At 73.7% G+C, this 19,775-nt stretch carries 18 protein-coding genes; 5 read left to right on the top strand and 13 right to left on the bottom strand.

The window, feature by feature from the left end; genetic code table 11:
• Positions 1-92 precede the first annotated feature (92 nt).
• The 4 genes from J5V96_RS07000 to prmC all read right to left on the bottom strand — a co-directional run bounded on the left by J5V96_RS07000 (position 93) and on the right by prmC (position 3,428).
• Entirely contained in the window at positions 93-599 is a 507-nt protein-coding gene (locus J5V96_RS07000) for a Cg1360 family ATP-synthase-associated protein (RefSeq protein WP_208502060.1), read from the bottom strand.
• Positions 596-1,777: an MraY family glycosyltransferase gene (locus J5V96_RS06995; protein ID WP_208502057.1), complete on the bottom strand. Its 1,182-nt coding sequence runs from the start codon at positions 1,775-1,777 to the stop codon at positions 596-598. The genes J5V96_RS07000 and J5V96_RS06995 overlap by 4 nt, the downstream gene beginning before the upstream one ends.
• Complete coding sequence (locus J5V96_RS06990) at positions 1,774-2,481, bottom strand: L-threonylcarbamoyladenylate synthase (protein ID WP_208502056.1); 708 nt, start codon at positions 2,479-2,481, stop codon at positions 1,774-1,776. The genes J5V96_RS06995 and J5V96_RS06990 overlap by 4 nt, the downstream gene beginning before the upstream one ends.
• A gap of 62 nt (positions 2,482-2,543) precedes the next feature.
• Entirely contained in the window at positions 2,544-3,428 is an 885-nt protein-coding gene (gene prmC / locus J5V96_RS06985; protein ID WP_208502054.1) for a peptide chain release factor N(5)-glutamine methyltransferase, read from the bottom strand.
• 206 nt (positions 3,429-3,634) lie between these two features.
• On the opposite strand from prmC, the gene cysK reads away from it, so the two are divergent.
• From cysK to J5V96_RS06960, 5 genes are all read left to right on the top strand, one after another.
• Positions 3,635-4,573: a cysteine synthase A gene (cysK, locus tag J5V96_RS06980; RefSeq protein ID WP_208502052.1), complete on the top strand. Its 939-nt coding sequence runs from the start codon at positions 3,635-3,637 to the stop codon at positions 4,571-4,573.
• A 30-nt stretch (positions 4,574-4,603) separates the two neighbouring features.
• Positions 4,604-5,167 (top strand): serine O-acetyltransferase EpsC, encoded by a 564-nt coding sequence (epsC, locus tag J5V96_RS06975; RefSeq protein ID WP_208502050.1) that lies wholly within the window; start codon positions 4,604-4,606, stop codon positions 5,165-5,167.
• Between the two features lie 80 nt (positions 5,168-5,247).
• Positions 5,248-6,639, top strand: a complete 1,392-nt coding sequence (locus tag J5V96_RS06970; protein ID WP_208502048.1) for an amidase — start codon at positions 5,248-5,250, stop codon at positions 6,637-6,639.
• A gap of 70 nt (positions 6,640-6,709) precedes the next feature.
• Positions 6,710-7,504 (top strand): WecB/TagA/CpsF family glycosyltransferase, encoded by a 795-nt coding sequence (locus J5V96_RS06965; protein WP_208502045.1) that lies wholly within the window; start codon positions 6,710-6,712, stop codon positions 7,502-7,504.
• On the top strand, positions 7,497-9,248 hold the full coding sequence (locus tag J5V96_RS06960) for a glycosyltransferase family 2 protein (protein WP_208502043.1): 1,752 nt from the start codon (positions 7,497-7,499) through the stop codon (positions 9,246-9,248). The genes J5V96_RS06965 and J5V96_RS06960 overlap by 8 nt, the downstream gene beginning before the upstream one ends.
• Before the next feature lie 302 nt (positions 9,249-9,550).
• Here J5V96_RS06960 and J5V96_RS17390 read toward each other — a convergent pair whose 3' ends face one another.
• From J5V96_RS17390 to J5V96_RS06915, 9 genes are all read right to left on the bottom strand, one after another.
• Entirely contained in the window at positions 9,551-10,591 is a 1,041-nt protein-coding gene (locus tag J5V96_RS17390; RefSeq protein WP_208502041.1) for a glycosyltransferase, read from the bottom strand.
• Positions 10,588-11,949, bottom strand: coding sequence for an O-antigen ligase family protein (locus tag J5V96_RS17240; protein WP_208502039.1), 1,362 nt, complete (start codon positions 11,947-11,949; stop codon positions 10,588-10,590). Before J5V96_RS17240 ends, J5V96_RS17390 begins: the two co-directional genes overlap by 4 nt.
• Positions 11,950-11,957: 8 nt before the next feature.
• Positions 11,958-12,914, bottom strand: a complete 957-nt coding sequence (locus tag J5V96_RS06945) for a YveK family protein (protein ID WP_208502037.1) — start codon at positions 12,912-12,914, stop codon at positions 11,958-11,960.
• Complete coding sequence (locus J5V96_RS06940) at positions 12,911-13,570, bottom strand: hypothetical protein (protein ID WP_208502035.1); 660 nt, start codon at positions 13,568-13,570, stop codon at positions 12,911-12,913. Before J5V96_RS06940 ends, J5V96_RS06945 begins: the two co-directional genes overlap by 4 nt.
• Positions 13,567-14,805 (bottom strand): rhamnosyltransferase WsaF family glycosyltransferase, encoded by a 1,239-nt coding sequence (locus J5V96_RS06935; protein WP_208502033.1) that lies wholly within the window; start codon positions 14,803-14,805, stop codon positions 13,567-13,569. The genes J5V96_RS06940 and J5V96_RS06935 overlap by 4 nt, the downstream gene beginning before the upstream one ends.
• Positions 14,802-15,989 carry a glycosyltransferase family 2 protein gene (locus J5V96_RS06930; protein WP_208502031.1) on the bottom strand — a complete coding sequence of 396 codons (1,188 nt, stop codon included), beginning with the start codon at positions 15,987-15,989 and terminating at the stop codon, positions 14,802-14,804. Before J5V96_RS06930 ends, J5V96_RS06935 begins: the two co-directional genes overlap by 4 nt.
• Positions 15,990-16,056: 67 nt before the next feature.
• Positions 16,057-17,043 carry a glycosyltransferase family 2 protein gene (locus J5V96_RS06925; RefSeq protein ID WP_208502030.1) on the bottom strand — a complete coding sequence of 329 codons (987 nt, stop codon included), beginning with the start codon at positions 17,041-17,043 and terminating at the stop codon, positions 16,057-16,059.
• Entirely contained in the window at positions 17,040-18,548 is a 1,509-nt protein-coding gene (locus J5V96_RS06920; protein WP_208502028.1) for an oligosaccharide flippase family protein, read from the bottom strand. Before J5V96_RS06920 ends, J5V96_RS06925 begins: the two co-directional genes overlap by 4 nt.
• The gene (locus J5V96_RS06915; protein WP_208502026.1) at positions 18,545-19,774 is read right to left on the bottom strand and encodes a glycosyltransferase; all 1,230 of its coding nucleotides are present in this window, start codon (positions 19,772-19,774) and stop codon (positions 18,545-18,547) included. Before J5V96_RS06915 ends, J5V96_RS06920 begins: the two co-directional genes overlap by 4 nt.
• Between the last annotated feature and the right edge of the window lies 1 nt (position 19,775).

The raw sequence follows: 19,775 nt of genomic DNA, 5'->3' as shown, positions 1-19,775 counted from the left end.
GGACTCAGCGTCACCATTGGCTTCATAGAGCACGCGGCAGGAACGAGGTAAGCCTATCAAAAGATGGGGGCCTTCTACGCCGCGTCGAAAAGTCAGTCTGCCGTGGGCTTCTCGCCGGGTGCCGTGTCCTCGGCGACCTCCGTCGGGAGGGCCACGTCGACGTACGGCGCACGGGTGCGGATCATGGCGATCGCGTCGATCGCGAGCGACGTCACGACGCTGGCCACGACCGCGAAGAAGAACACCTGCGGCTGGATCCACGGCGCACCGCGCAGCACGATCAGCACGATGATGAACAGCACCAGCTTGAGCAGCCACCCGCCCAGGACGACCGCGAAGAAGATGGGCGCGAACAGCTGGTCTCCGGTCCAGCGGTTGGCGAGCAGGATCGTGCCGGCCGTCAGCCCCATGAAGACGAAGGCCAGTGCCGCTCCGGCCAGGGCGCTGAACAGGCCGTTCGACCCGGCGACCGCGTAGCCGATCGCGCCGCCGACGACGGCGATCACCGCGGTCGCGATCGCGCCCCAGATGAGCGCGCGACGGAACACCGGGTTGCTGGTGGCCGCGGCCTTGGGGGCCGGAGCCTCGTTGCTGGTCATCGTGTGGCCTCCTGAGGCGCGGGGGTCGGATCCGGCGCGGCGGGCGCACGGCGGCGGGTGGGGGTGAGGGTGAGGAACAGGCACGCGACGATCCCGATGACACCGAACGCGACGCCGACCCAGTACGACCCGAGCCAGTCGTCGCGGGTGCCGAGGTACATCAGCAGCACGGCGAGCGAGATCACCGAGGTCCAGGCGTAGAAGATCAGCACGGCGTCGAGATCGGAGTGGCCGAGATCGAGCATCCGGTGGTGCAGGTGCTTGCGGTCGGGGGCGAACGGCGACTTCCCCGCGCGCAGACGCCGGATCACCGCGAGACTGAGATCGGCGAGCGGCAGCAGCACGATCACCAGCGGCAGCAGGATCGGGAGGAACGCACCCAGCAGCTGCGACTGGCCGAAGCGGTCGACGTCAGCCTCGGGCAGCAGCAGCTCGGGCGGGAGCGATCCGGTCACCGCGAGAGCGGAGGTCGCCATGAGCAGACCGAGCAGCAGCGCGCCCGAATCGCCCATGAACAGCTTCGCGGGTCGCCAGTTCAGCACGAGGAATCCCCCGCACGCGCCGATCATCGTGGCCGCGAGGAAGGCCGCGATGCTCGAGTTCGTGGTGAGGAAGTCGCGCGAGAGCAGATAGGAGTAGACGAAGAAGACGCTGTTCGCGATCAGGCACACGCCCGCGACCAGGCCGTCGAGGCCGTCGATGAAGTTGACGGCGTTCATCACGACGACGATCGAGAACATGGTCAGGATGATGCTCGTCCAGCTGGAGACGAGGGTCATGCCGCCGATGGGGAGCACGTAGATCTGCAGGCCGCCGACGACCGCGATCACGCCCGCCGCCAGGAACTGCGCGCCGAGCTTGATGGTCCAGTCGAGGTCCCACAGGTCGTCGGCGACGCCCACGATCACGATGAGGAGCGACGCGCCGAGGATCGCCCACATCTTGCTGGGGTCGATCCAGAGGATCTCGAAGAAGGGGTTCTGCGACGAGACCAGCACCGCGGCCACGATGCCGAGGAACATGGCGACGCCGCCCAGCCGCGGCGTGGGGGTCTTGTGGACGTCGCGCTCCCGGATGCCCGGGTACAGCTTGTAGCGCATGCTCAATCGCCACACCGCCCACGCGAGCGCCGTCGTCAGCGCCGCCGTGAGCAGGATGGTGAAGAGGTACTGCCTCACGCGGGGGCGTCCTCGGCGGGGTCGGCATCGGGCTCGAGCAGGTCGCCGAGCACCTCGGCCAGCTCGTCGCGCGAGACCGCGCCGTCGCGCAGGATGCGCACGCGCGGCTCCTCGCCGTCGGGGAGGACGCCGACCAGCGAGGTCGCGTCGATGATCGTGGAGGCCACGCCCGTGCGGGAGGGACCGGCGTCGAGGTAGACGGCCACGCTGTCGCCGAGCATCGCTCGGGCGTCGTCGCCCACCACAGCCGCGGGCTTGCCGGTGAGATTGGCGCTCGACACGGCCAGCGGACCCGTCTCGCTCAGCAGCTCGAGGGCGATCCGGTGATCCGGCATGCGCACCGCGACCGTGCCGCGCGTCTCCCCCAGGTCCCAGGTGAGCGACGGCTGAGCGGGCAGCACGATCGTCAGGCCACCCGGCCAGAAGCGCTCCACGAGCCGCTCGACGGCCTCGGGCACCTCCTCGACGAGCGCGCGGAGGGCGTCGACGCCGGCCACCAGCACGGGCGGGGGCTGCTGGCGCCCGCGACCCTTCGCGTCGAGGAGGCGCTGGACGGCCGCCGCCGAGAAGGCGTCGGCCGCGACGCCGTACACGGTGTCGGTGGGCAGGACGACGAGGTGACCGCGCGCGATCGCCTGACGTGCCTGGCGCATGCCGCTGAGCAGCTGCGCCTCATCGCTGCAGTCGAACAGAGGGGAGGACATCCCTCGGATTCTACGGGGACGGACTCCGAGGATCCGGAGATCGTGTCACCGGGTCGCGCGCCTCACTGCGCGCGGAGCGCGGTGGTCGTGCGATCGCGCAGGGTCAGATCGCGGTGGGTGGCCGCTCCGCGCCATCCGTCGACCGTCAGGATGTCGCGGATCGCGGCGCCCTGCAGCTCGCCATGCTCGATGACGAGCAGGCCCCCCGGCCGCAGGAGGCGGTGTGCGGTGCGACTGAGCACGCGCACCACGTCGAGCCCGTCGGGGCCGCCGTAGAGCGCCGCGTGCGGGTCGTGCAGGCGCACCTCCGGGTCGCGCGGGATGGCGTCATCCGGCACGTAGGGCGGATTGGACACCACGACATCGGCGGTGCCGTCGAGCTCGGGGAAGGCGTCCGCGAGATCGACGAAGTCCAGGCGGAGGTTGTCCGCGCCGCTGGCCTCGACGTTGCGCCTCGTCCAGGGGAACGCCTCGGGCGAGTTCTCGGCCGCGAAGACGCGGGCGTGCGGCACCTCGGTCGCCATGGCCAGGGCGATCGCACCCGACCCGGAGCCGAGGTCGACGCCGATGGGCTCCGCGGCGGCGGCGGCGCGCAGGGCGTCGATCCCGAACTGCACCACTCCCTCGGTCTCGGGCCGCGGCACGAAGACCCCGGGGCCCACGGCGAGCTCGAGGTGGCGGAAGTAGGCGACGCCCGTGATGTGCTGCAGCGGCTCCCGCGCGGCGCGTCGGGCGACCGCCGCATCGAACGCGCGCGCCTCCTCGGGGGCGAGCACGGCCCCGGTCATGACGGCGACCTGGAGAGCACCACGCGACTGGCCGCGCACGTGCGCGAGCAGCAGCTCGGCATCGACCTGCGGATCCGTGACGCCCGCCTCGGCGAGTCGGGCGGCGGCCGCCGCGAGCACGTCGCGGACAGACGCTTCGGTCGAGGGGGTTCCGGTCATGGGGAGCCAGCCTACGCGGCGGCGGCCGGACGGATCCGGGGGGCATCTTGCATGTCGCGGAACGCGTCCGCATGTATGTGACCGAATGCGTCAAGGACGTGCACGGCGTCGGACGTGCGGCCTACGCTGGATCGAGGCGGGGAGGCTCCGCCGTCTTCCGTGCGGCCCCGACCGCCGGATCCCGCTCACGAAAGAGGAGAACCGCCATGGCCGGTGTCCACGCAGACATCACCACCGCGTTCGGCAACACGCCGCTCGTCAAGCTCAACCGCGTCACGGGCGACGCGGGAGCCGAGGTCTACGCCAAGCTCGAGTACTTCAACCCCGGTTCGTCGGTCAAGGACCGCCTGGGCATCGCCATCATCAACGCCGCCGAAGCGTCGGGCGAGCTGAAGCCGGGCGGCACGATCGTCGAGTCGACCTCGGGCAACACGGGCATCGCCCTGGCGCTGGTCGGCGCGGCCCGCGGCTACAAGGTCATCCTCACCATGCCCGCCTCGATGTCGAAGGAGCGCCGCGTGCTCCTCAAGGCCTTCGGCGCCGAGCTGGTGCTCACCGACCCCACGGGCGGGATGAAGCTCGCCCTCGCCGAGGCGGAGAAGATCGTCGCGGAGACCCCGGGCGCCATCCTCGCGAAGCAGTTCGCGAACGAGGCCAACCCCGAGATCCACCGCAAGACCACCGCCGAGGAGATCTGGCGCGACCTCGACGGCGACGTCGACATCTTCGTCGCCGGCATCGGCACGGGCGGCACCATCACGGGTGTCGGCCAGGCCCTGAAGGCCAAGAAGCCCGACGTCAAGGTCGTCGCCGTCGAGCCCACCGACTCGCCGCTGCTGTCGACCGGCACCCCCGGCCCGGCCAAGATCCAGGGCATCGGCCCGAACTTCGTGCCGCCGATCCTCGACACCGAGATCTACGACGAGGTCGTGACCGTCGAGTTCGCCGACGCGATCGAGACCTCCCGTTCGCTCGCCACCGGCGAGGGCATCCTCGCGGGCATCTCGGCCGGTGCGGCCGTGTGGGCTGCCGTCCAGCTCGCCAAGCGCGCCGAGAACGCCGGCAAGAAGATCGTCGTCATCGTCCCCGACACGGGCGAGCGCTACATCTCGACCGCGCTGTTCGAGCACCTGCGCGAGGACTGAGCGGGCCCGGGCGTCACTAAGCTCGAGCGTATGGAACTGAACATCCGCGAGGATGTCGAGGCCGCGCGCCGCCGGGATCCGGCGGCGCGCGGTTTCTTTGAGATCGCATCGCTGTACCCCGGACTGCACGCCGTCTGGGCCCACCGCTTCAACCACGCTCTGTGGCTGCGGGGGCACCGGTTCCTGGCGCGCGCCGGCTCGCAGTTCGCGCGCTGGCTGACCGGCGTCGAGATCCACCCCGGGGCGCGGATCGGCCGGCGCTTCTTCATCGACCACGGCATGGGCGTGGTGATCGGCGAGACGGCGGAGATCGGCGACGACGTGATGCTGTACCACGGGGTCACCCTCGGCGGCACGTCGTTGAGCCACGGCAAGCGGCACCCCACGATCGGCGACCACGTCGCGATCGGCGCGGGAGCGAAGGTGCTCGGCCCCGTGGTGATCGGCGCGAACAGCGCGATCGGCGCGAACGCGGTGGTGACCAAGGACATGCCCGCCGACAGCGTCATCCTGGGCATCCCCGCCAAAGCCCGACCGCGCGTGCAGGGCGAGGACACCAGACGGGTGCTGATGGCGCCCGAGTACATGATCTGACGCACGCCGACATCGCGGCCGTCGACCGGCGGGCGCGAGCAGCCGGATCCGGTGCGCGGATGTCGTCTCGAGGGAGGCCCATGAGCGAGCTGCACGAGCTGGGGCTGCGCGCACTCGCCCGCGCGCTGCGCGTCGGCGAGGTCACGCCGACGGAGGCGACCGAGCACTACCTCGCGCGCATCGACGCCCACGCGGCGCTCGGGGCGTTTGTGGAGGTGACCCGCGAAGCCGCTCGCGCACACGCGGAGCGCCTCGGCGCTCCCCCGCCGGATGCCCCGCCCCTGTGGGGTGTGCCGCTGGCCGACAAGGATCTGACCGCCCGGGCCGGCGTGCCCACCCGCTACGGCTCCCGCGTGCACCTCCACCACGTGCCGGAGGAGTCCGACCCCCTGGCGCTGGTGCTCGATCGCGCCGGATCCATCAGCCTCGGCAAGACGAACACCCCCGAGTTCGGCCTGTCGGGCTTCACCGAGACGGTGTTCGCCCCTCCCGCACGCGATCCGTGGGATCCGGCGAACGGCGCCGGCGGATCGAGCGGAGGCGCGGCCGTGGCGGTCTCGGCGGGGCTGCTGCCCGCCTCCCCCGCGACCGACGGCGGCGGCTCGATCCGGATCCCCTCGGCCACCGTGGGCGTTGTGGGTCTGAAGCCGTCGCGGGGGCGGGTGAACTCGGGATCGGGCATGGACTCGGCGCACGGGCTCTCGGTCGCGGGTCCGATCGGGCGCTCGGTCGACGATGTCGCCCTGCTGCTCGATGTGCTCGTGGAGGGGGCGCTCCCCTACGCCACGCGTCCGCCCGGCGACGGACCCTTCGCGGATGCCGGACGCAGGGCTGTCGGCGCCCTGCGGGTGGGGGTCACCACCGTGTCGCCCTGGGAGGAGAGCATGGACATCCGGCTCGATGCCGGGGCACGGGACGCGCTGGAGGCCGCCATCGGCATGCTCGAGCACGCGGGGCACGTCGTCGACGACGCGCCCTGGGCCCCGACGGGCTACGCCGACATGTTCCTCACGCTGTGGCAGGCATCGGCCGCGCGCGTCGCCGTTCCCGATGCCGGCCTCGACGAGCTGGAGCCGCTGACGGCCTGGCTCATCCGCGCGGGACGGGCGCTGTCGTCGCAGACGCTGCTCGGCGCGCTGGCGGGGGCCCGTGCCTTCGAACGGGCCACGATCTCGGCCTTCGCCGACTACGACGTGGTGCTCACCCCCAGCCTCGCGCTGCCGCCGCAGCCGATCGGATGGTTCGCTCAGCACGATCCCGCGCTGAGCTTCCGTCGCCAGTGCGAGTACGCGCCGTACAGCTCGTGGGTGAACGTGGCGGGGCTGCCCGCGCTCACCGTCCCGGTCACCACGCAGGGCCACCCGGTGAGCGTGCAGCTGGTCGGGCGCCCCGGCGGCGAGGCGACGATCCTCGCGGTCGCCGCGCAGCTCGAGGCCGCCCGCGGGCCGCTGCCGTGGCCGATGCGGGGCTGATCCGGGACGCCCACCCCTGCGGATCGCCCGGCGACGGTATCAGCGCGCATGTGGGGCGCTCTGAGGGAGCATGAGCCCTGCAGGCACCTTCACGGGAGCGATCCCCACCATCGACACCGACGGCGTCCCGATCCATCTGTGCGAGGCCGCGCCCGCGATCGAGGTGATCGCCGAGGCCGCCACTCGTCGCGGCGCGAAGCCACTCGCCGTCGCGTCGATCAACCTCGACCACCTGCACCACTTCGGGCGGCACACGAATCCCGGCGCGCCGGGCGACGGCGACGGCCCCGTGGAGTGGCTGAATCTCATCGACGGAGCGCCCATCGCCGCGCACGCGAAGCGCGAGACCGGCCGCGCACATCCGAAGCTCTCCGGCAGCGACCTGGTCGGCGAGGTGCTCGACGTCGCCGCGCGCCGGGGGCTGGCGGTCGCCGTGCTCGGCGGCGACCCCGCGCTGACCGACGCCCTGCGGGCACGGCTCGCCCGCGACTGGGCGGGCCTGCGGTTCGCCGGACACTGGGCGCCGCCGCGAGAGCAGCTGGCGACCCCCCAGGGAGCCGGTGCGATCGCGGACGAGATCCGGCAGGCGCGGGTGGACATCCTGCTCGTGTGCCTCGGGAAACCGCGGCAGGAGCGGTGGATCGAGCAGCACGGTGTGCGCTCGGGCGCCGGCGCGCTGCTGGCGTTCGGGGCGGTGGTGGACTTCCTCGCCGGAAGGGTGACGCGCGCGCCGCGCTGGATCTCCGACGCCGGGCTCGAATGGGCCTGGCGCCTGATGCTGGAGCCGCGCCGGCTGGCGAACCGATACCTCGTGCAGGGGCCGCCGGCCTACCTCGCGCTGCGCCGGTCGGCGCGCCATGCCTGAGTTCGCGACCGCCGGGCGGGCGGAGATCGCCGCGATCGTCGTGACCTACGGCAGCGCGGAGTGCCTCGGCGCACTGCTGGACGACCTGCGGGCGCAGGCCGAGCACCTCGCGCTGCGGGTGGTCGTGGCCGACAACTCCCCCGACGACGACACGCTCGCGGTCGCGCGCTCGCACGCCGACGTGATCGCCGTGCCCACCGGCGGCAACCTCGGCTACGCCGGGGGCGTGAACGTCGCGCTCGCACACGTGGGCGACGCCGAGGCGATCGCCGTGCTGAACCCGGACCTGCGGGTGCGGCCCGGCGCGCTGCGAACCCTGCTCGACGAGCTGCGCGCCGTGCCGCGCCCGAAGGCCCGCCCGACCGGCGTGGTCGTACCGCGCATCGTCGACGAGACCGGAGCGACCTCGACCTCGCTGTTCCGCGAGCCGTCGGCGACGCGGGCGCTCGGGGATGCGCTGCTGGGTCCGCTGTGGCCCTCGCGGCCCGGGTGGCTGTCGGAGGTCGTGCGCATGCCGTCGGCCTACCGGAGCCCTCGCGAGGTGGACTGGGCCACGGGCGCCGCCCTCCTCCTCTCGGCGGATGCGGCCCGAGCGGTGGGCGCCTGGGATGAGCGCTTCTTCCTCTACTCAGAGGAGACCGACATCCTGCGACGCGTGCGCCAGGCGGGCTTCGCGGTGCGGTACACGCCTCACGCCGTGGTGGAGCACAGCCAGGGTGGATCCGGCTCCTCCCCCGCCCTCGACGCGCTGCTCGAGGCCAACCGCGTGCGCTACCTGCGCAAGCACGCGCCCCGCCAGGCCGCGGCCTACCGCGCGGCGCTGGTGCTGGGCGCCGCGCTACGTCGCCGACGCGCGGCCGTGACCGCGCTGCGCGACGAGCGCTCGTGGCCGTCGCTGCCGGAGGCGAGCTGGCGCGGATCCGGGTCTCCGGCTGCCGCGATCGTGATCCCGGCCTGCAACGAGGCGGCCGTGATCGAGCGCACGCTCACGCGGATCGCGGAGCCGGCCGCTGCCGGGTCGCTCGAGGTCGTGGTGGTCGCCAACGGCTGCAGCGACGACACCGCCGAGCGCGCGCGGGGCTTCGCCGGGGTGCGGGTGCTCGAGCTGTCCGTGGGATCGAAGACCACGGCGATCTCGGCGGGGCTCGTGGCCACGGCCGCGCGGCCCGTGCTCGTGCTGGATGCCGACGTGGAGCTGCCGTCGGCGGCGATCCCGGGCCTCGTGCGCGCGCTCGCCGAGCCCGGCGCCGTAGCCGGACGTCCGCCGTTCGCGTACGACCTGCGGGAGGCCTCGCCGCTCGTGCGGGCGTACCACCGCGCGCGACTGCGCATCCCGGGGATGTCCCGGGCACTGTGGGGCGCGGGGGTGTACGCGCTGACGCCGGAGGGGGTGGCGCGCGCCCTGCCGCTGCCCGCAGTGACCGCGGACGACGTGTGGGTGGACCGGCTCGTCGCACAGGACGAGAAGCGGATCCCGCCCGTGCCGCCCGTGCGCGTGCGCGTGCCCCGGAGCGCCCGAGCACTGCTGCACACGCTGGTGCGCGTGCGGCGGGGGCCCGCGGAGCTCGGCGTGGACACGGGACGCGGCACGCTGCGCGCGCTCGTGCGCACCGCCACGACGCCGTCTGCCGCCTGGGACGCCGCGGTGTACGCGGGCTTCGCGCTCGCGGCGCGGCGGCGCGTGCGCCGCGGCACGTCGGGCTCGTGGGAGCGCGACGCGTCCGCGCGGACCGCTGCGGCCTGACGCGGGTTGGCGCGGGTTGGCGCGGTGCGCTTCGGTGCGCCCCGGACCCGCGCGAAGGGCCTGCGTGAAGGTTTGGGGCGTCTCGACTCCCTGCGCTCGCAGAGCTCGCTCCGGTCGCTCGACGAGCGAGGGGGTGGGGGCGCGGCGTCGGCGAGGGGGCGGGCGCGAGGGGTGGGGGCGCGGCGCGGCGGGTGACGCGCGCAAGGGGGTGGGCGTGCGGGAAGGCTTGGGGCGTCTCGACTCCCTGCGCTCGCAGAGCTCGCTCCGGTCGCTCGACGAGCGAGGGGTGGGGTGGGGTGGGGTCAGAGCAGGGCCGAGACGCCGGCCGCGAAGACCGCGTGATCGCGGGTCGCGAGCACCCGCGCGCGGCCCGCCGCCCCCATGGCCGCGGCGCGCACGGGGTCGTTCCAGAGCGTGAGGATCGCCGCGCGCAGCGCCTCGGGATCGCCGGGCGGCACCCACAGCCCCTCGACGCCGTCCGAGAAGGCGTCGCGCTGCCCCGCGACCGCCGACACGATGACCGGGCGCCCCATCGCCCACGCCTCGTTCATGCACGTGATGCCGTTGTCGCTGTCGGTGGGGTGCAGGGGCACCACCACGATCCGCGATCGGTCATAGAGCGCGCGCAGCTCCAGGGCGGGCATGGTGCCGAACGTCACGTTCTCGGGCGCCGCATCCTCGCCGGTGCGGTCCGCGTCGTCCGCGTTCCACCAGTCGGGTCGCGCCGTATCGAGCACGCCGGCGATGTGACACGGGATGCCCGTGCCCTCGAGCGAGCGGACGAGCGTGACGTAGTCGCGCATCTCGCCGCCCGCGGCGCTGATCATGGCCCCTCCCGACGCCTCTGGCGCCCAGAACGACGTGTCCAGCGTCCACGGCAGGGCCACGAGCTTCGCGGCGGGCACCCCCAGATCCACGGCGATCTCCCGCTGCGTGACCGGGGGCAGGATGATGCGCTCGATGCCCGGATGCGCGACGCGCAGCAGCCGCGCCTTCTTCGCCTCCGAGACGCGCGTCAGGAGCGCCACCAGGCGCATCCGGCGTCGGGTCACCCGGCGAAGGAGGCCGAGCAGCAGCGCGACGTCGGCGACGCTCCAGCACAGCACCGCGTCGAACGAGGAGCCCACGCGCAGCGCCTCCAGCACCTGCACGGCGCGCATCGGCGCCCGCCGGTACAGCCGGCGCAGCCATCGCGGCGGGTCGGTGAGCAGCCGCTGGTCCACGGGGACGAGCGCGGCGTCGACCTCCGAGACCCACGCGCGCGGCTCATCCGGCCGACCGGCGAGCTCGTCGATCCAGGGCGGCGAGAAGCGCGTGTTCGCCAGCACCAGCACGCGCCTCACGCGCGGACTCCCGCGAACGCGGGCAGCGCCGCGTCGGCATGGCCCACCGAGCGCAGCGCTCCCGAGAGACCGATCAGCAGCACGAACACACCCGCGGAGATGGGGAAGCTCAGCCCGTCGAAGAACGCGAAGAGGATCGCCGTGGTCGCCAGCGACGCGGCGACCCCCTTCCCGAGCGCTGCGACGTCGGCGAAGGGCGAGCGGCGGAAGGTGGAGGCCGCGCTCCACATCGCGGCGAGCACCGTGCCGGCGAAGGCGAGCGCCCCCAGGATGCCCAGCTCGAGCAGGATCAGCACCCACTGGTTGTCGAAGATGTAGTACCGCGGCAGGAACGTGCCGAAGCCGAGCCCGATCGCAGGACTGGAGGCGATGAAGTCGGGCACACGCGCGAGCGCGTTCGTGCGGGAGAGGGTGCTCGAGTCGGAGTCGACCGTGGCGAACAGCCCCACGACCGTGCCGAACAGTCCGGGCACGGCGATGACCGCCGCCGCCCCCGCGATCAGTCCCCCGATCGCGATCATGCCGCGATACGCGCGCGGCAGAGCCGGCAGCGATGCGGCGAGCGCGACGACGAGTCCGATCATGGCCGAGCGCGACACCGACAGCAGCGCGGAGAACAGGATGATGCCCGCGGGGATCCACGTCCACGGGAGGCGGCCGCGGCCGGCCTCGGCGCGCGTGACGCCGAGCGTGATGGCAAGCGGCAGCACGGCGCAGATCGCCGCGGAGTACTCGAGCGGATGGGTCGCCGTGCCGCTCGGGCGGGTGAATCCGCCTCGCGCCAGCACGCCGGCGTCCTCGCTGGTGAAGCCGGGCAGCAGGCCGTAGACGTCGAGCAGCGTGCTGCCGGTGACGAACTGCGCGAGCCCGAGCAGGGCGATCGCGGTGCCGGCGATCACGAGCCGCGCGACGAGCCGGTCGACGTCTCGCAGGGTGCGCAGGCCGTCCATGGTGACCAGCACGACGCCGCCCCACGAGAGCAGGCGCGCGATCGACGTCATCGCCGTCATCTGCTGGTCGCCGGGCTGGCCGCGCAGCATCGCCGCGGCGAAGCTCACGAGAGCCACCGCGAACAGCAGGGTGATGGCCCAGCGCACGGGCTGAGAGGCGGGGGTCACATCGATCGCGCGGGCCTGAAGGCGCGCGATCACCCACCAGAGCAGCAACACGAGTCCCCACAGCAGGGAGGGGCGCCCCAGAGAGCCGAGACCCGTGAGCGTGAGGTTGGAGGGCACGCCGAACAGCAGCACGATGTAGACGGTCACCATCGTCAGCGCGGTGCCGGTGCGGGCCCTACGGCTGCGTCCGTGCACGGCCGCGACGGGCGGCGCGGGGCGCGCGGAGGGCGGCGATCCCACGGGGGTGCTCATCGCCGGCGGGCCCGCGCGCCCACGGGGGCGGTTCCGGGATCCGGGAGGTCGGGATCCTGCTCGTCGTCGTCGGACTCGGACGCCTCGTCGGAGGCGCGCTCGGCGCGCTCGGCGCGCTCCGGGTCGCGATCCGTGAGCGGCAGGTGCACGACGTTGCCCGGCACCTCGGCCGGCTCGTCGTCGTCGGCCAGCTCCTCGACGCTCTCACGGAGCGGCCCCGGTTCGCTCGTCTCCAGGCCACGCCGCCCGGACTCGCGGTCGCGGCGGCTCTTGCCGCTCGCCCGCGCCCGTCGACGCGCCGCACGGCGTCCGCGGCTGCGGACCAGTCCGTCGACCGCCGCGGCGAGCAGCACGGCGAACAGGAGGATGCCGACGCCGGCGCCGGCCGCGAGCATCATGCGGTCTTTCGTGCCGAGGGTGCTCTCGAGATCGACGGCGATCGGCGAGATGGCGATGCGCGACCGATCCGGCACATTCTGGGTCGTCTGGATCTCATCGAGCACACGCGCGGTCTCATCCAGCATCGCAGCGAGCAGGGAGGCCGCGTCGTCGTCCGTCGCCGCGGTCACCGTCACGAGCAGCATGGGGCCGGACGACATCGGATCGCGGGCGACCTCGATCTCGGAGCCCGGATACCGCTCGGCCGCCGACGCCACGGCGGGCGCGCCGCGCACGGCGCTGACCAGCACGTCGGCCGCGGTGTTCAGGCCACCGAGGTAAAGGAAGGGGTTGGGGGCCAGGGTCTCGGTCTCACCCGGCTCGCCGCCCTCGACCTTGATCTCGACCTCGGGCAGCGTGGCCTCCGCGGGCAGCAGCAGCTGCGATCCGGAGCGCTGATACGTGGGCGGGGTCTCGATCCACAGGTACCCGGCGGCTGCCACGGCGAGCAGCAGGCCCGGGATCAGGATGTACCAGCGGCGCAGCAGGCCGCGCAGCGTCTCGGCGATGTTCATGATGTTCTCTCCTCGGGGGCGGATGAGCGGTGCGCGAGGCGGTCGACGCCCACGGAGAGCGCTCCCGCCGCGAGCAGGCCGGCCCCGCCCAGCGCCGCGATCGCGGCGACGAGGGCGGTGCGTGACGGGGTGATGTGCTGGATCTGCAGGCTCAGGGGGTCGACGCGCGGCACCAGATCGGTGATGTCGCCGGGCTGCTGGATCACGTAGGGGCTGTGCTCGATGCGCGCGAGCGCCTCGCGCTGCCGGGCCTGGACCCACGCGAGCGACTCCCCCACGATCTGGATCTCGATCGCGGCGACGCCGTAGCTCGGGGTCCACTGGTTTCCGTAGTCGACGAGGCCGACGAGCACACCCTCGCGCAGGCCGGCGCCGTAGTAGGGCGCGTCGCCTGCGGCGTAGCGCACCGCGTCGCGACCGGGCACGACCTCGGCGGCGACGGCCCCCGCGAACGCGATGACGTCGTCGTCCTTGACCGATCCGTCCAGCGCGAGGCTCGACTCGTACGAGTACAGGAAGTTGACGATCGTGCGCGTCGAGTAGACGCCGTCGGCGTGCGCGACGAGGTACGCGGTGCCCGCCCCGGCCGCGCCGAGCACGAGGAGCATCACGTACCAGCGACGCAGCAGGATGCGCAGGATCGTCCGGACAGTCATCGCAGGGCGGCTCTCGTCGAGTGCCGGGCGGGCCCGTGCACCTCGTCCTCGATGATGCGCACGACATCGTGCTGCGCCCTGCTCCATCCGCTGCGGGCGGTCGCCGAGATCTCCAGGGCGTGCGCGTCGCGATCGGGGCGGTCGAGTGCCGCACCGAGCGCGGCCGCGATGCCTGCCGGAGTGGGCCGCGCCCACGCCGCGGCGTCGCCCGGGAGGTCGGCACGGGCCAGGGCCGAGTCGCCCACGACCGGCACCACACCCGCGGCGATCATCTCCTCGGCCACGAGCGAGATGTTCGTGAACGACATCGCGATGCCCGCGACGCACTCCGCGTACAGCTCGTTGAGCTCGAGGGGCGAGAGGCGCCCGTGCTGGATGGCCTCGAACGGCAGCTGCCGACGGGCCGCGCCCGTGAGGACGTCGCCGTAGAGGTGGATCGGCACCTCCGGACGCTCTTCGTGGAAGCGGGCGAGCGCGAGGCGCGCGAGCTCCCAGCCGCGCCGCGCGACGCCGGGGCGCACGTAGGCGACGACCCCCTCGCGCCGGGCGCCGGGGAGCGGACGGTAGATGTCGGTGTCGCAGCCGAAGGAGGTGACATCCGGCTCGATCCCGATCTCCTGCCGCAGGGCCTGCGCGACCGCCTCGCCGAGCGCGATGGTGCGGAACCCGAAGCGGTAGGTGTCCTCGGCGAGGGCGTAGGCGGCGCCACGCGGGTGGAACCACGGCTCGAAGTCCTGCACGAAATAGAGGCGGCGCATGGCGTCGGCCCCCCGGGTGGCGAGCACGTGCGCCGTCTCCCACGACGACGCGACGGCGGCATCCACGCCCGCGATGCCGTCGGCCGCCGAGCGCACCTCGGCGCGCACGCCGGGCCACCAGTCGCGGATGACGCGCTCACGGGCGACCGGATCGCCGTCGTGGCGGTCGGCGAGGAAGAGCACGCAGCGGTGTCCGGCTGCTTCGGCCGCCTCGACCATGCGGAACAGCGTCGTGTGGCCGCCCGATCCCGGGCCGGGAGGCGTGGTCACCCAGCCGATCGCGAGCGGCTCTCCCTCCGCCGGCCGGATGTCCGGAACCGGCAGGTGCAGGTTCGCCGAGTCGGCCACATCCGCGTCGGCCAGGCCGAGCCCGTGGTCCTCGCCCAGGCGGAGCGCGGCGAGTTCGAGCGCACGGCGCGCGAAGGCGCCGGGGCCCTGTCGGCGCAGCACCCTCAGCCCTGCGGCGAAGGAGGTCATACCGCCTCCCGCAGAGGGATCGGGCCATCGCCCTCGTTCGCCGGTGTGAGAGACGTCACGGGCTCGCCGCGCGAGATCCGCAGCGGCTCATAGACCCCGGTGGCGCCCCAGCGCTCCCATCGGGCGTCGATCCGGCGGCGACGCGCGGCCCGCGGCGCCAGACCGGCCAGACGCGCCAGGGGCGCGGGCCAGGCGGAGCCGCGGCGGCGGGCCGCCTCGAAGGCGCGTCCCTCGGGAAGATCGAGCACGGCGGGCCAGAGCTCGAGGGCGAGCGCCCGCAGATCGGCGGCCGATGCGGTCCATTCCCCGCGATCGACGTCGCGACGGGCGTAGCCGAGGGCCGACAGCGCGACACCGCGACGGGCCGCGCGACGCAGCGGCTCGGGATCGTGCACATCGCCCTCGTCGCACAGGGTCTCGAATGCCGCGCTCACCTCACGCAGGAACACGCTCGGATCCTGGGCGGCCATCGACAGGCTCGCGTCGTGCTCGCGGTGCCAGGCCTGGTCGCAGCCTTCGAGGTACGCCACGTCGGCGTGCGCGGCGATGCGCAGCCAGTGCTCCATGTCGTGCGTGTGCGCGAGGGGGCGCTGGCCGCCGACGCGGTCGAGCACGCTGCGGCGCATCACCACCTCGGGCGACGTGATGACGTTGTCGCCGGAGGCGCAGCGCGCGGCGAGCCACTCGGGTCCGTCCCAGACGAGCCAGCCGGTGGCTTCGGTGCGGGCGGGGCCGCGGCCGTGGCGGAAGTGCAGGGGGTGGCCGTAGACGAGGCCGACCGCCGGCAGGTGCTGCATCACGGCGGTGGCCCGCTGCAGCGAGCCGGGGGTGAGCAGGTCGTCGGCGTCCAGGCGCACCACGTACTCCCCGAGGGCCACGTCCAGCCCGCGGTTGAAGGTCTCGACGGGCCCGCGGTTGACCGCGTTGGCGAGCACCCGGATCCGCTCGTCCTGCGCCGCGAGCCGATGGGCGATGGCGAGGCTGTCGTCGGTCGAGCAGTCGTCGACCACGATCACCTCGACCTGCACGCCCGGTTGGGCGAGCACGCTGCGCACCGCCTGCTCGAGGTACCGCGCGTAGTTGAAACACGGGATCACCACGGAGACGGTCGGCTCCTCCGTCGGCGGGAGGGGTGCGAAGCGCACCGTCTCGAGAATCGTCTCCCGCTCACCTGCTGCGCGCATCGTGTCTCCTTCTCGTCGCACACAGGACAAGAGCGCGGATCGCCGCGGGTGATACGCGAGAGCGGACTCAGACGCCGAACCGTCGCCAGCGGCGCCAGCGCAGCCTCCCCGCGACGTCCCGCCACGCGTCGCCGAGTGCGTCGGGGCGCGCGGTGAGGGAGCGGATCGGGCGGGCCCCGGAGCGCGCGTCCAGGTCGTCGGCGAGGGCGGTCGCCGCATCGAAGCCCCGCGCCGCGAGCGCACGGGCCTCGCGGGCCAGAGACGACAGCCCGAGCGCCCGCAGCTCGTCCACCTCGTATCGCCCACCCGGGTGCTCCAGGAGGAACAGGTCGATCGCGGCGATGCGCCAGCGCAGGTCGGTGAGCTCGAGGTCGCCGGCCGAGCGCATCAGGCTCTTCTCGTGCACGCGGTACAAGCCCTGCGTGGGGCCGGCGACGCGGCCGACCGCACCGCGGGCGGCCAGCCGCAGCCAGAGATGGAGGTCTTCCGCCCAGGGCAGGCGGTGGTCGTAGCCGCCCGTGCGCTCGAGAGCGGTGCGCCGGATCATCACCTCGGGCTGGCGGATCACGTTGTGGCCGCGTCGCAGCACCCGCCGGGTCCAGTCGTCGCCGTTCCACACCTGCATGCGGAAGCCTCGGCCGGGATCCTCTGGCAGCACCGGCGGCGTGCCCGTGAACTCCTCCGCCCAGCCGTAGCAGAACGACACCTCGGGGTGCGCGCGCAGCAGCGCGGCCGAGCGGGCGAGGGATCCGGGCGCGAGCAGGTCGTCGGCATCGAGCTTCACGACGAACTCCCCCGATGCGAGGCCGAGCGCATCATTCGCGGTGGCGAGGTGGCCGCGGTTCTCGCGGTGCCGCGCGACGTGGATGCGCGGATGCTGCGCGGCCAGGGCCTCGGCCACCGCGACGCTGTCGTCGCGGGACGCGTCGTCGACGATGACCACGTCGACGTCGACGTCGTGCTGCGCGAGGGCGGATCCCACGGAGTCGGGCAGGTAGCGCGCGTAGTCGAAGCACGGGATGACCACGCTCACCCGCGGCAGGGCGGCGCTCATGCCGTGCGCTCCCTCGGGGCGCGGCCCCGGCGAACCGTGGCCAGGCCGCGGGCGGCCAGGGCGCGCGCCTCGGCGAACGCCTCGGGCAGGAGCAGGCGCGCCGCGAGTGCCGACACGGCGATCACGGCCGCGCCCGCGATGGCCGCGCGGGCCGGGCCGGGCAGGGCCGCGGCGAGCGCGATGGCGGCGAGCCCGCCGGCGACCGCGAGCGATCCCATCGCAAGCGATCGCACGAACGGCGCGGCGAGCATCGTCCACGCGGTGCCCAGCTGTCGCGCCACGAGCGGCCAGCGCGCGAGGGTCGCGGCGAGGGCGACGCCGGCGAAGCCGATCGCGATCGCGAGCAGGCCGAACGGGGCCAGCAGCCAGGTGACGAGCACCGTCACCGCGTCGACCGCGAGGCCGTACGCGAACCAGACGCCCGAGCGCCCGAGGCCGAGGAAGAGACCGTGGTCGAGAGTGGCGCCGAGGGTGAGCACCCCCGCCACCGCGTAGGCCCTCGCGGGATCGGCGCTTGCGTCCCACTGCGCGCCGAACACCAGCGCCGTCAGCTCGGGCGCGGCGACGACGATCATCGCCATCAGGGGGATCACGATCAGCGAGATCATCCCCTGCGCGCGGCGATAGGCGGCCGCGAGCCGCTCTCGTCCGGCCCGGATCTGCGCGAACACGACCGTCGAGACGGGCACGATCGAGGTCGCGCCCAGATCCTGCGCCGTCTGCACCAGCCGCTGCGCGATGCTGAGGTATCCGAGGCCTGTGACACCGAGCACCAGCGCGACGATCGCGTTCTCGGCCCACGCACGACCGATGGCCACGAGCTCCACGCCCACCACGTTCACGCCGAACCGCGCCATCGCGCGGAACTCCCGCGGGTCGAAGGCGAGGCGCGGGCGCCACCGTGCCGAGACAGCCGCCGCGAGCGTGGCCGCCGCCTGCTGCACCACGGTCTGTGCGACGAGAGCCATCGCACCGGCGCCGAGGAGCGCCAGGGCGACCGCGGCGACCTGGCCGAGAACGCCCGCGACCAGCCCCTGAGCGGCGAGGCGGCCGAAGGCCATGCGGCGCCGCAGGATGGCAAGGGGCACGGATCCGAGGGCGACCGCGAGAGCCGCCGGCGCGAATCCGGAGATGACGGTTCCGGATCCGGCGATGCCGAGCAGTGCCTCGACCGCAGGACCGGCGAACCACACCCCGCCCGCGAGCACGAGGCCCGCCGCGGCGGAGTACCAGAAGGCGGTGCTGAGGGTGCGGTCGGTGGGCGACTCCGCCTGCACGAGGTAGGCCGCGAATCCCAGGTCGGAGAGCAGATACAGGAACGGGACGATCGCGAGTCCGATCGCCACGACACCGAAGTCGGCGGGAGTCAGCAGACGCGTGAGCAGCGCGAGAGTGGCGAGGCCGAACAGTCGCGCGCCCCACTTCTGCCCCGTCGTCCAGAGCACGCCGGCGGCGGCGCGCCCGGCGAGGCCGCCGGTGGCGGTGGGGGCGGCGGGGGCGCTCATCGGCCCGACAGCCTGCGGAACGAGGTCTGAAGCGCCGGATGGCGCATGGCCATCCGGTGGGCAGCGATGTCGCGCGCGAGGCCGAACGATCCCGCGAGGCGCTGACCGCGCGTGGGGCGGGGCGCGTCGAGGGTCTCGCGGTAGCGGCGCCCCAGCTCGGACGCCGCCTGCGCCAGGCCGTAGCGGGCGGCGACGACGTCGCGCCCCCACGCGCCGAGCGCGGCGCGCGCGGTGGCGGGCAGCCGCAGCAGGGCGTCGAGCTCGATGATGCAGCGCTCCACCGATCCCTCGCCCGTGCCCTGGCCGTACCAGCCCTGGGCGAGGAAGACGGGCAGCGACCGCGCGTCGGCGATGCGCCAGAAACCGCGCTCGCCCTGCACGAGCAGGGGACGTCGCATGGCCATCGCCCGCAGCGCGGAGCCGCCCATGCCCACCACGACATCCGCCGCGGCATAGCACGCGCGTGGATCATCGCGCGGGCCGAGAAGCCGCACCACCTCGCGTCCGGCCTTGGCGTTGGCCTGCCTTGCGGCCTCGGCCACCCGATCGCGCGCGGGTCCGTCGCCGACGAGCGCCAGCCGCAGCGGATGCACGGCGGCAAGACGCCCGCACGCCTCCACGAGCGCGAGCAGCCCGTCGAGCTTGAGCTCCTCCGAGAGGCGCCCGACCACCACGACCAGCAGCTCGTCCGGTGCCGCACCGGCATCCCGGCGCACCTCCGCGATCTCGGCGCGCGGCACCGCATCCGGATCGAAATGCTGCAGGTCGACGTGCGGCTCGAGCAGGTGCACCTCGGGGCGCCCCTCTGCGCGGGCGCGCTCGCAGAGCTCGCGGGTGCCCAGGATCAGCGGCACCGCCGCGGGCAGGAAGCCGGGGTAGTCCATCGACTGCACGGTGGCGATGACCGGCGTGCCCCGCAGGCCCCGCGCGCCGTAGGCGGCATCGACGGTCGGCGCCCACTCATAGGTGTGCACGAGGTCGATCCCGCGCCGGCGCACCAGGTCGGCGAGTTCGCGGATGCGCCCGGGTGACGGCGCCGACTCCCGCAGCGGCGAGAGGTGCAGCTCGAGGCCCGTGGCGCGGGCGCGCTTCTCGAGCGCGCCGTGGGGCGCGTACAGCACCACCTCGTGCTCTCCCTCACGCGCCACCTCGGCAGCCAGCTCGAGCGCGACGAGCTGGCTGCCGCCGATCTCGAAGTGATGCGGCGCGACGAGCACCCGTGCCACG

The sequence above is a fragment of the Microbacterium stercoris genome, assembly GCF_017592545.1.
Taxonomy (GTDB): domain Bacteria; phylum Actinomycetota; class Actinomycetes; order Actinomycetales; family Microbacteriaceae; genus Microbacterium; species Microbacterium stercoris.
Note: the sequence above shows the minus strand (reverse complement) of the source record. Positions and strands in the feature narration are given on the sequence as shown.

Excerpts from the sequence above, each read along its gene's own strand:
- J5V96_RS07000 (WP_208502060.1), bottom strand. The coding sequence starts at position 599 with ATGACCAGCAACGAGGCTCCGGCCCCCAAGGCCGCGGCCACCAGCAAC.
- J5V96_RS06990 (WP_208502056.1), bottom strand. The coding sequence starts at position 2,481 with ATGTCCTCCCCTCTGTTCGACTGCAGCGATGAGGCGCAGCTGCTCAGC.
- prmC (WP_208502054.1), bottom strand. The coding sequence starts at position 3,428 with ATGACCGGAACCCCCTCGACCGAAGCGTCTGTCCGCGACGTGCTCGCG.
- cysK (WP_208502052.1), top strand. The coding sequence starts at position 3,635 with ATGGCCGGTGTCCACGCAGACATCACCACCGCGTTCGGCAACACGCCG.
- epsC (WP_208502050.1), top strand. The coding sequence starts at position 4,604 with ATGGAACTGAACATCCGCGAGGATGTCGAGGCCGCGCGCCGCCGGGAT.
- J5V96_RS06970 (WP_208502048.1), top strand. The coding sequence starts at position 5,248 with ATGAGCGAGCTGCACGAGCTGGGGCTGCGCGCACTCGCCCGCGCGCTG.
- J5V96_RS06965 (WP_208502045.1), top strand. The coding sequence starts at position 6,710 with ATGAGCCCTGCAGGCACCTTCACGGGAGCGATCCCCACCATCGACACC.
- J5V96_RS06960 (WP_208502043.1), top strand. The coding sequence starts at position 7,497 with ATGCCTGAGTTCGCGACCGCCGGGCGGGCGGAGATCGCCGCGATCGTC.
- J5V96_RS06945 (WP_208502037.1), bottom strand. The coding sequence starts at position 12,914 with ATGAACATCGCCGAGACGCTGCGCGGCCTGCTGCGCCGCTGGTACATC.
- J5V96_RS06940 (WP_208502035.1), bottom strand. The coding sequence starts at position 13,570 with ATGACTGTCCGGACGATCCTGCGCATCCTGCTGCGTCGCTGGTACGTG.
- J5V96_RS06935 (WP_208502033.1), bottom strand. The coding sequence starts at position 14,805 with ATGACCTCCTTCGCCGCAGGGCTGAGGGTGCTGCGCCGACAGGGCCCC.
- J5V96_RS06930 (WP_208502031.1), bottom strand. The coding sequence starts at position 15,989 with ATGCGCGCAGCAGGTGAGCGGGAGACGATTCTCGAGACGGTGCGCTTC.
- J5V96_RS06925 (WP_208502030.1), bottom strand. The coding sequence starts at position 17,043 with ATGAGCGCCGCCCTGCCGCGGGTGAGCGTGGTCATCCCGTGCTTCGAC.
- J5V96_RS06920 (WP_208502028.1), bottom strand. The coding sequence starts at position 18,548 with ATGAGCGCCCCCGCCGCCCCCACCGCCACCGGCGGCCTCGCCGGGCGC.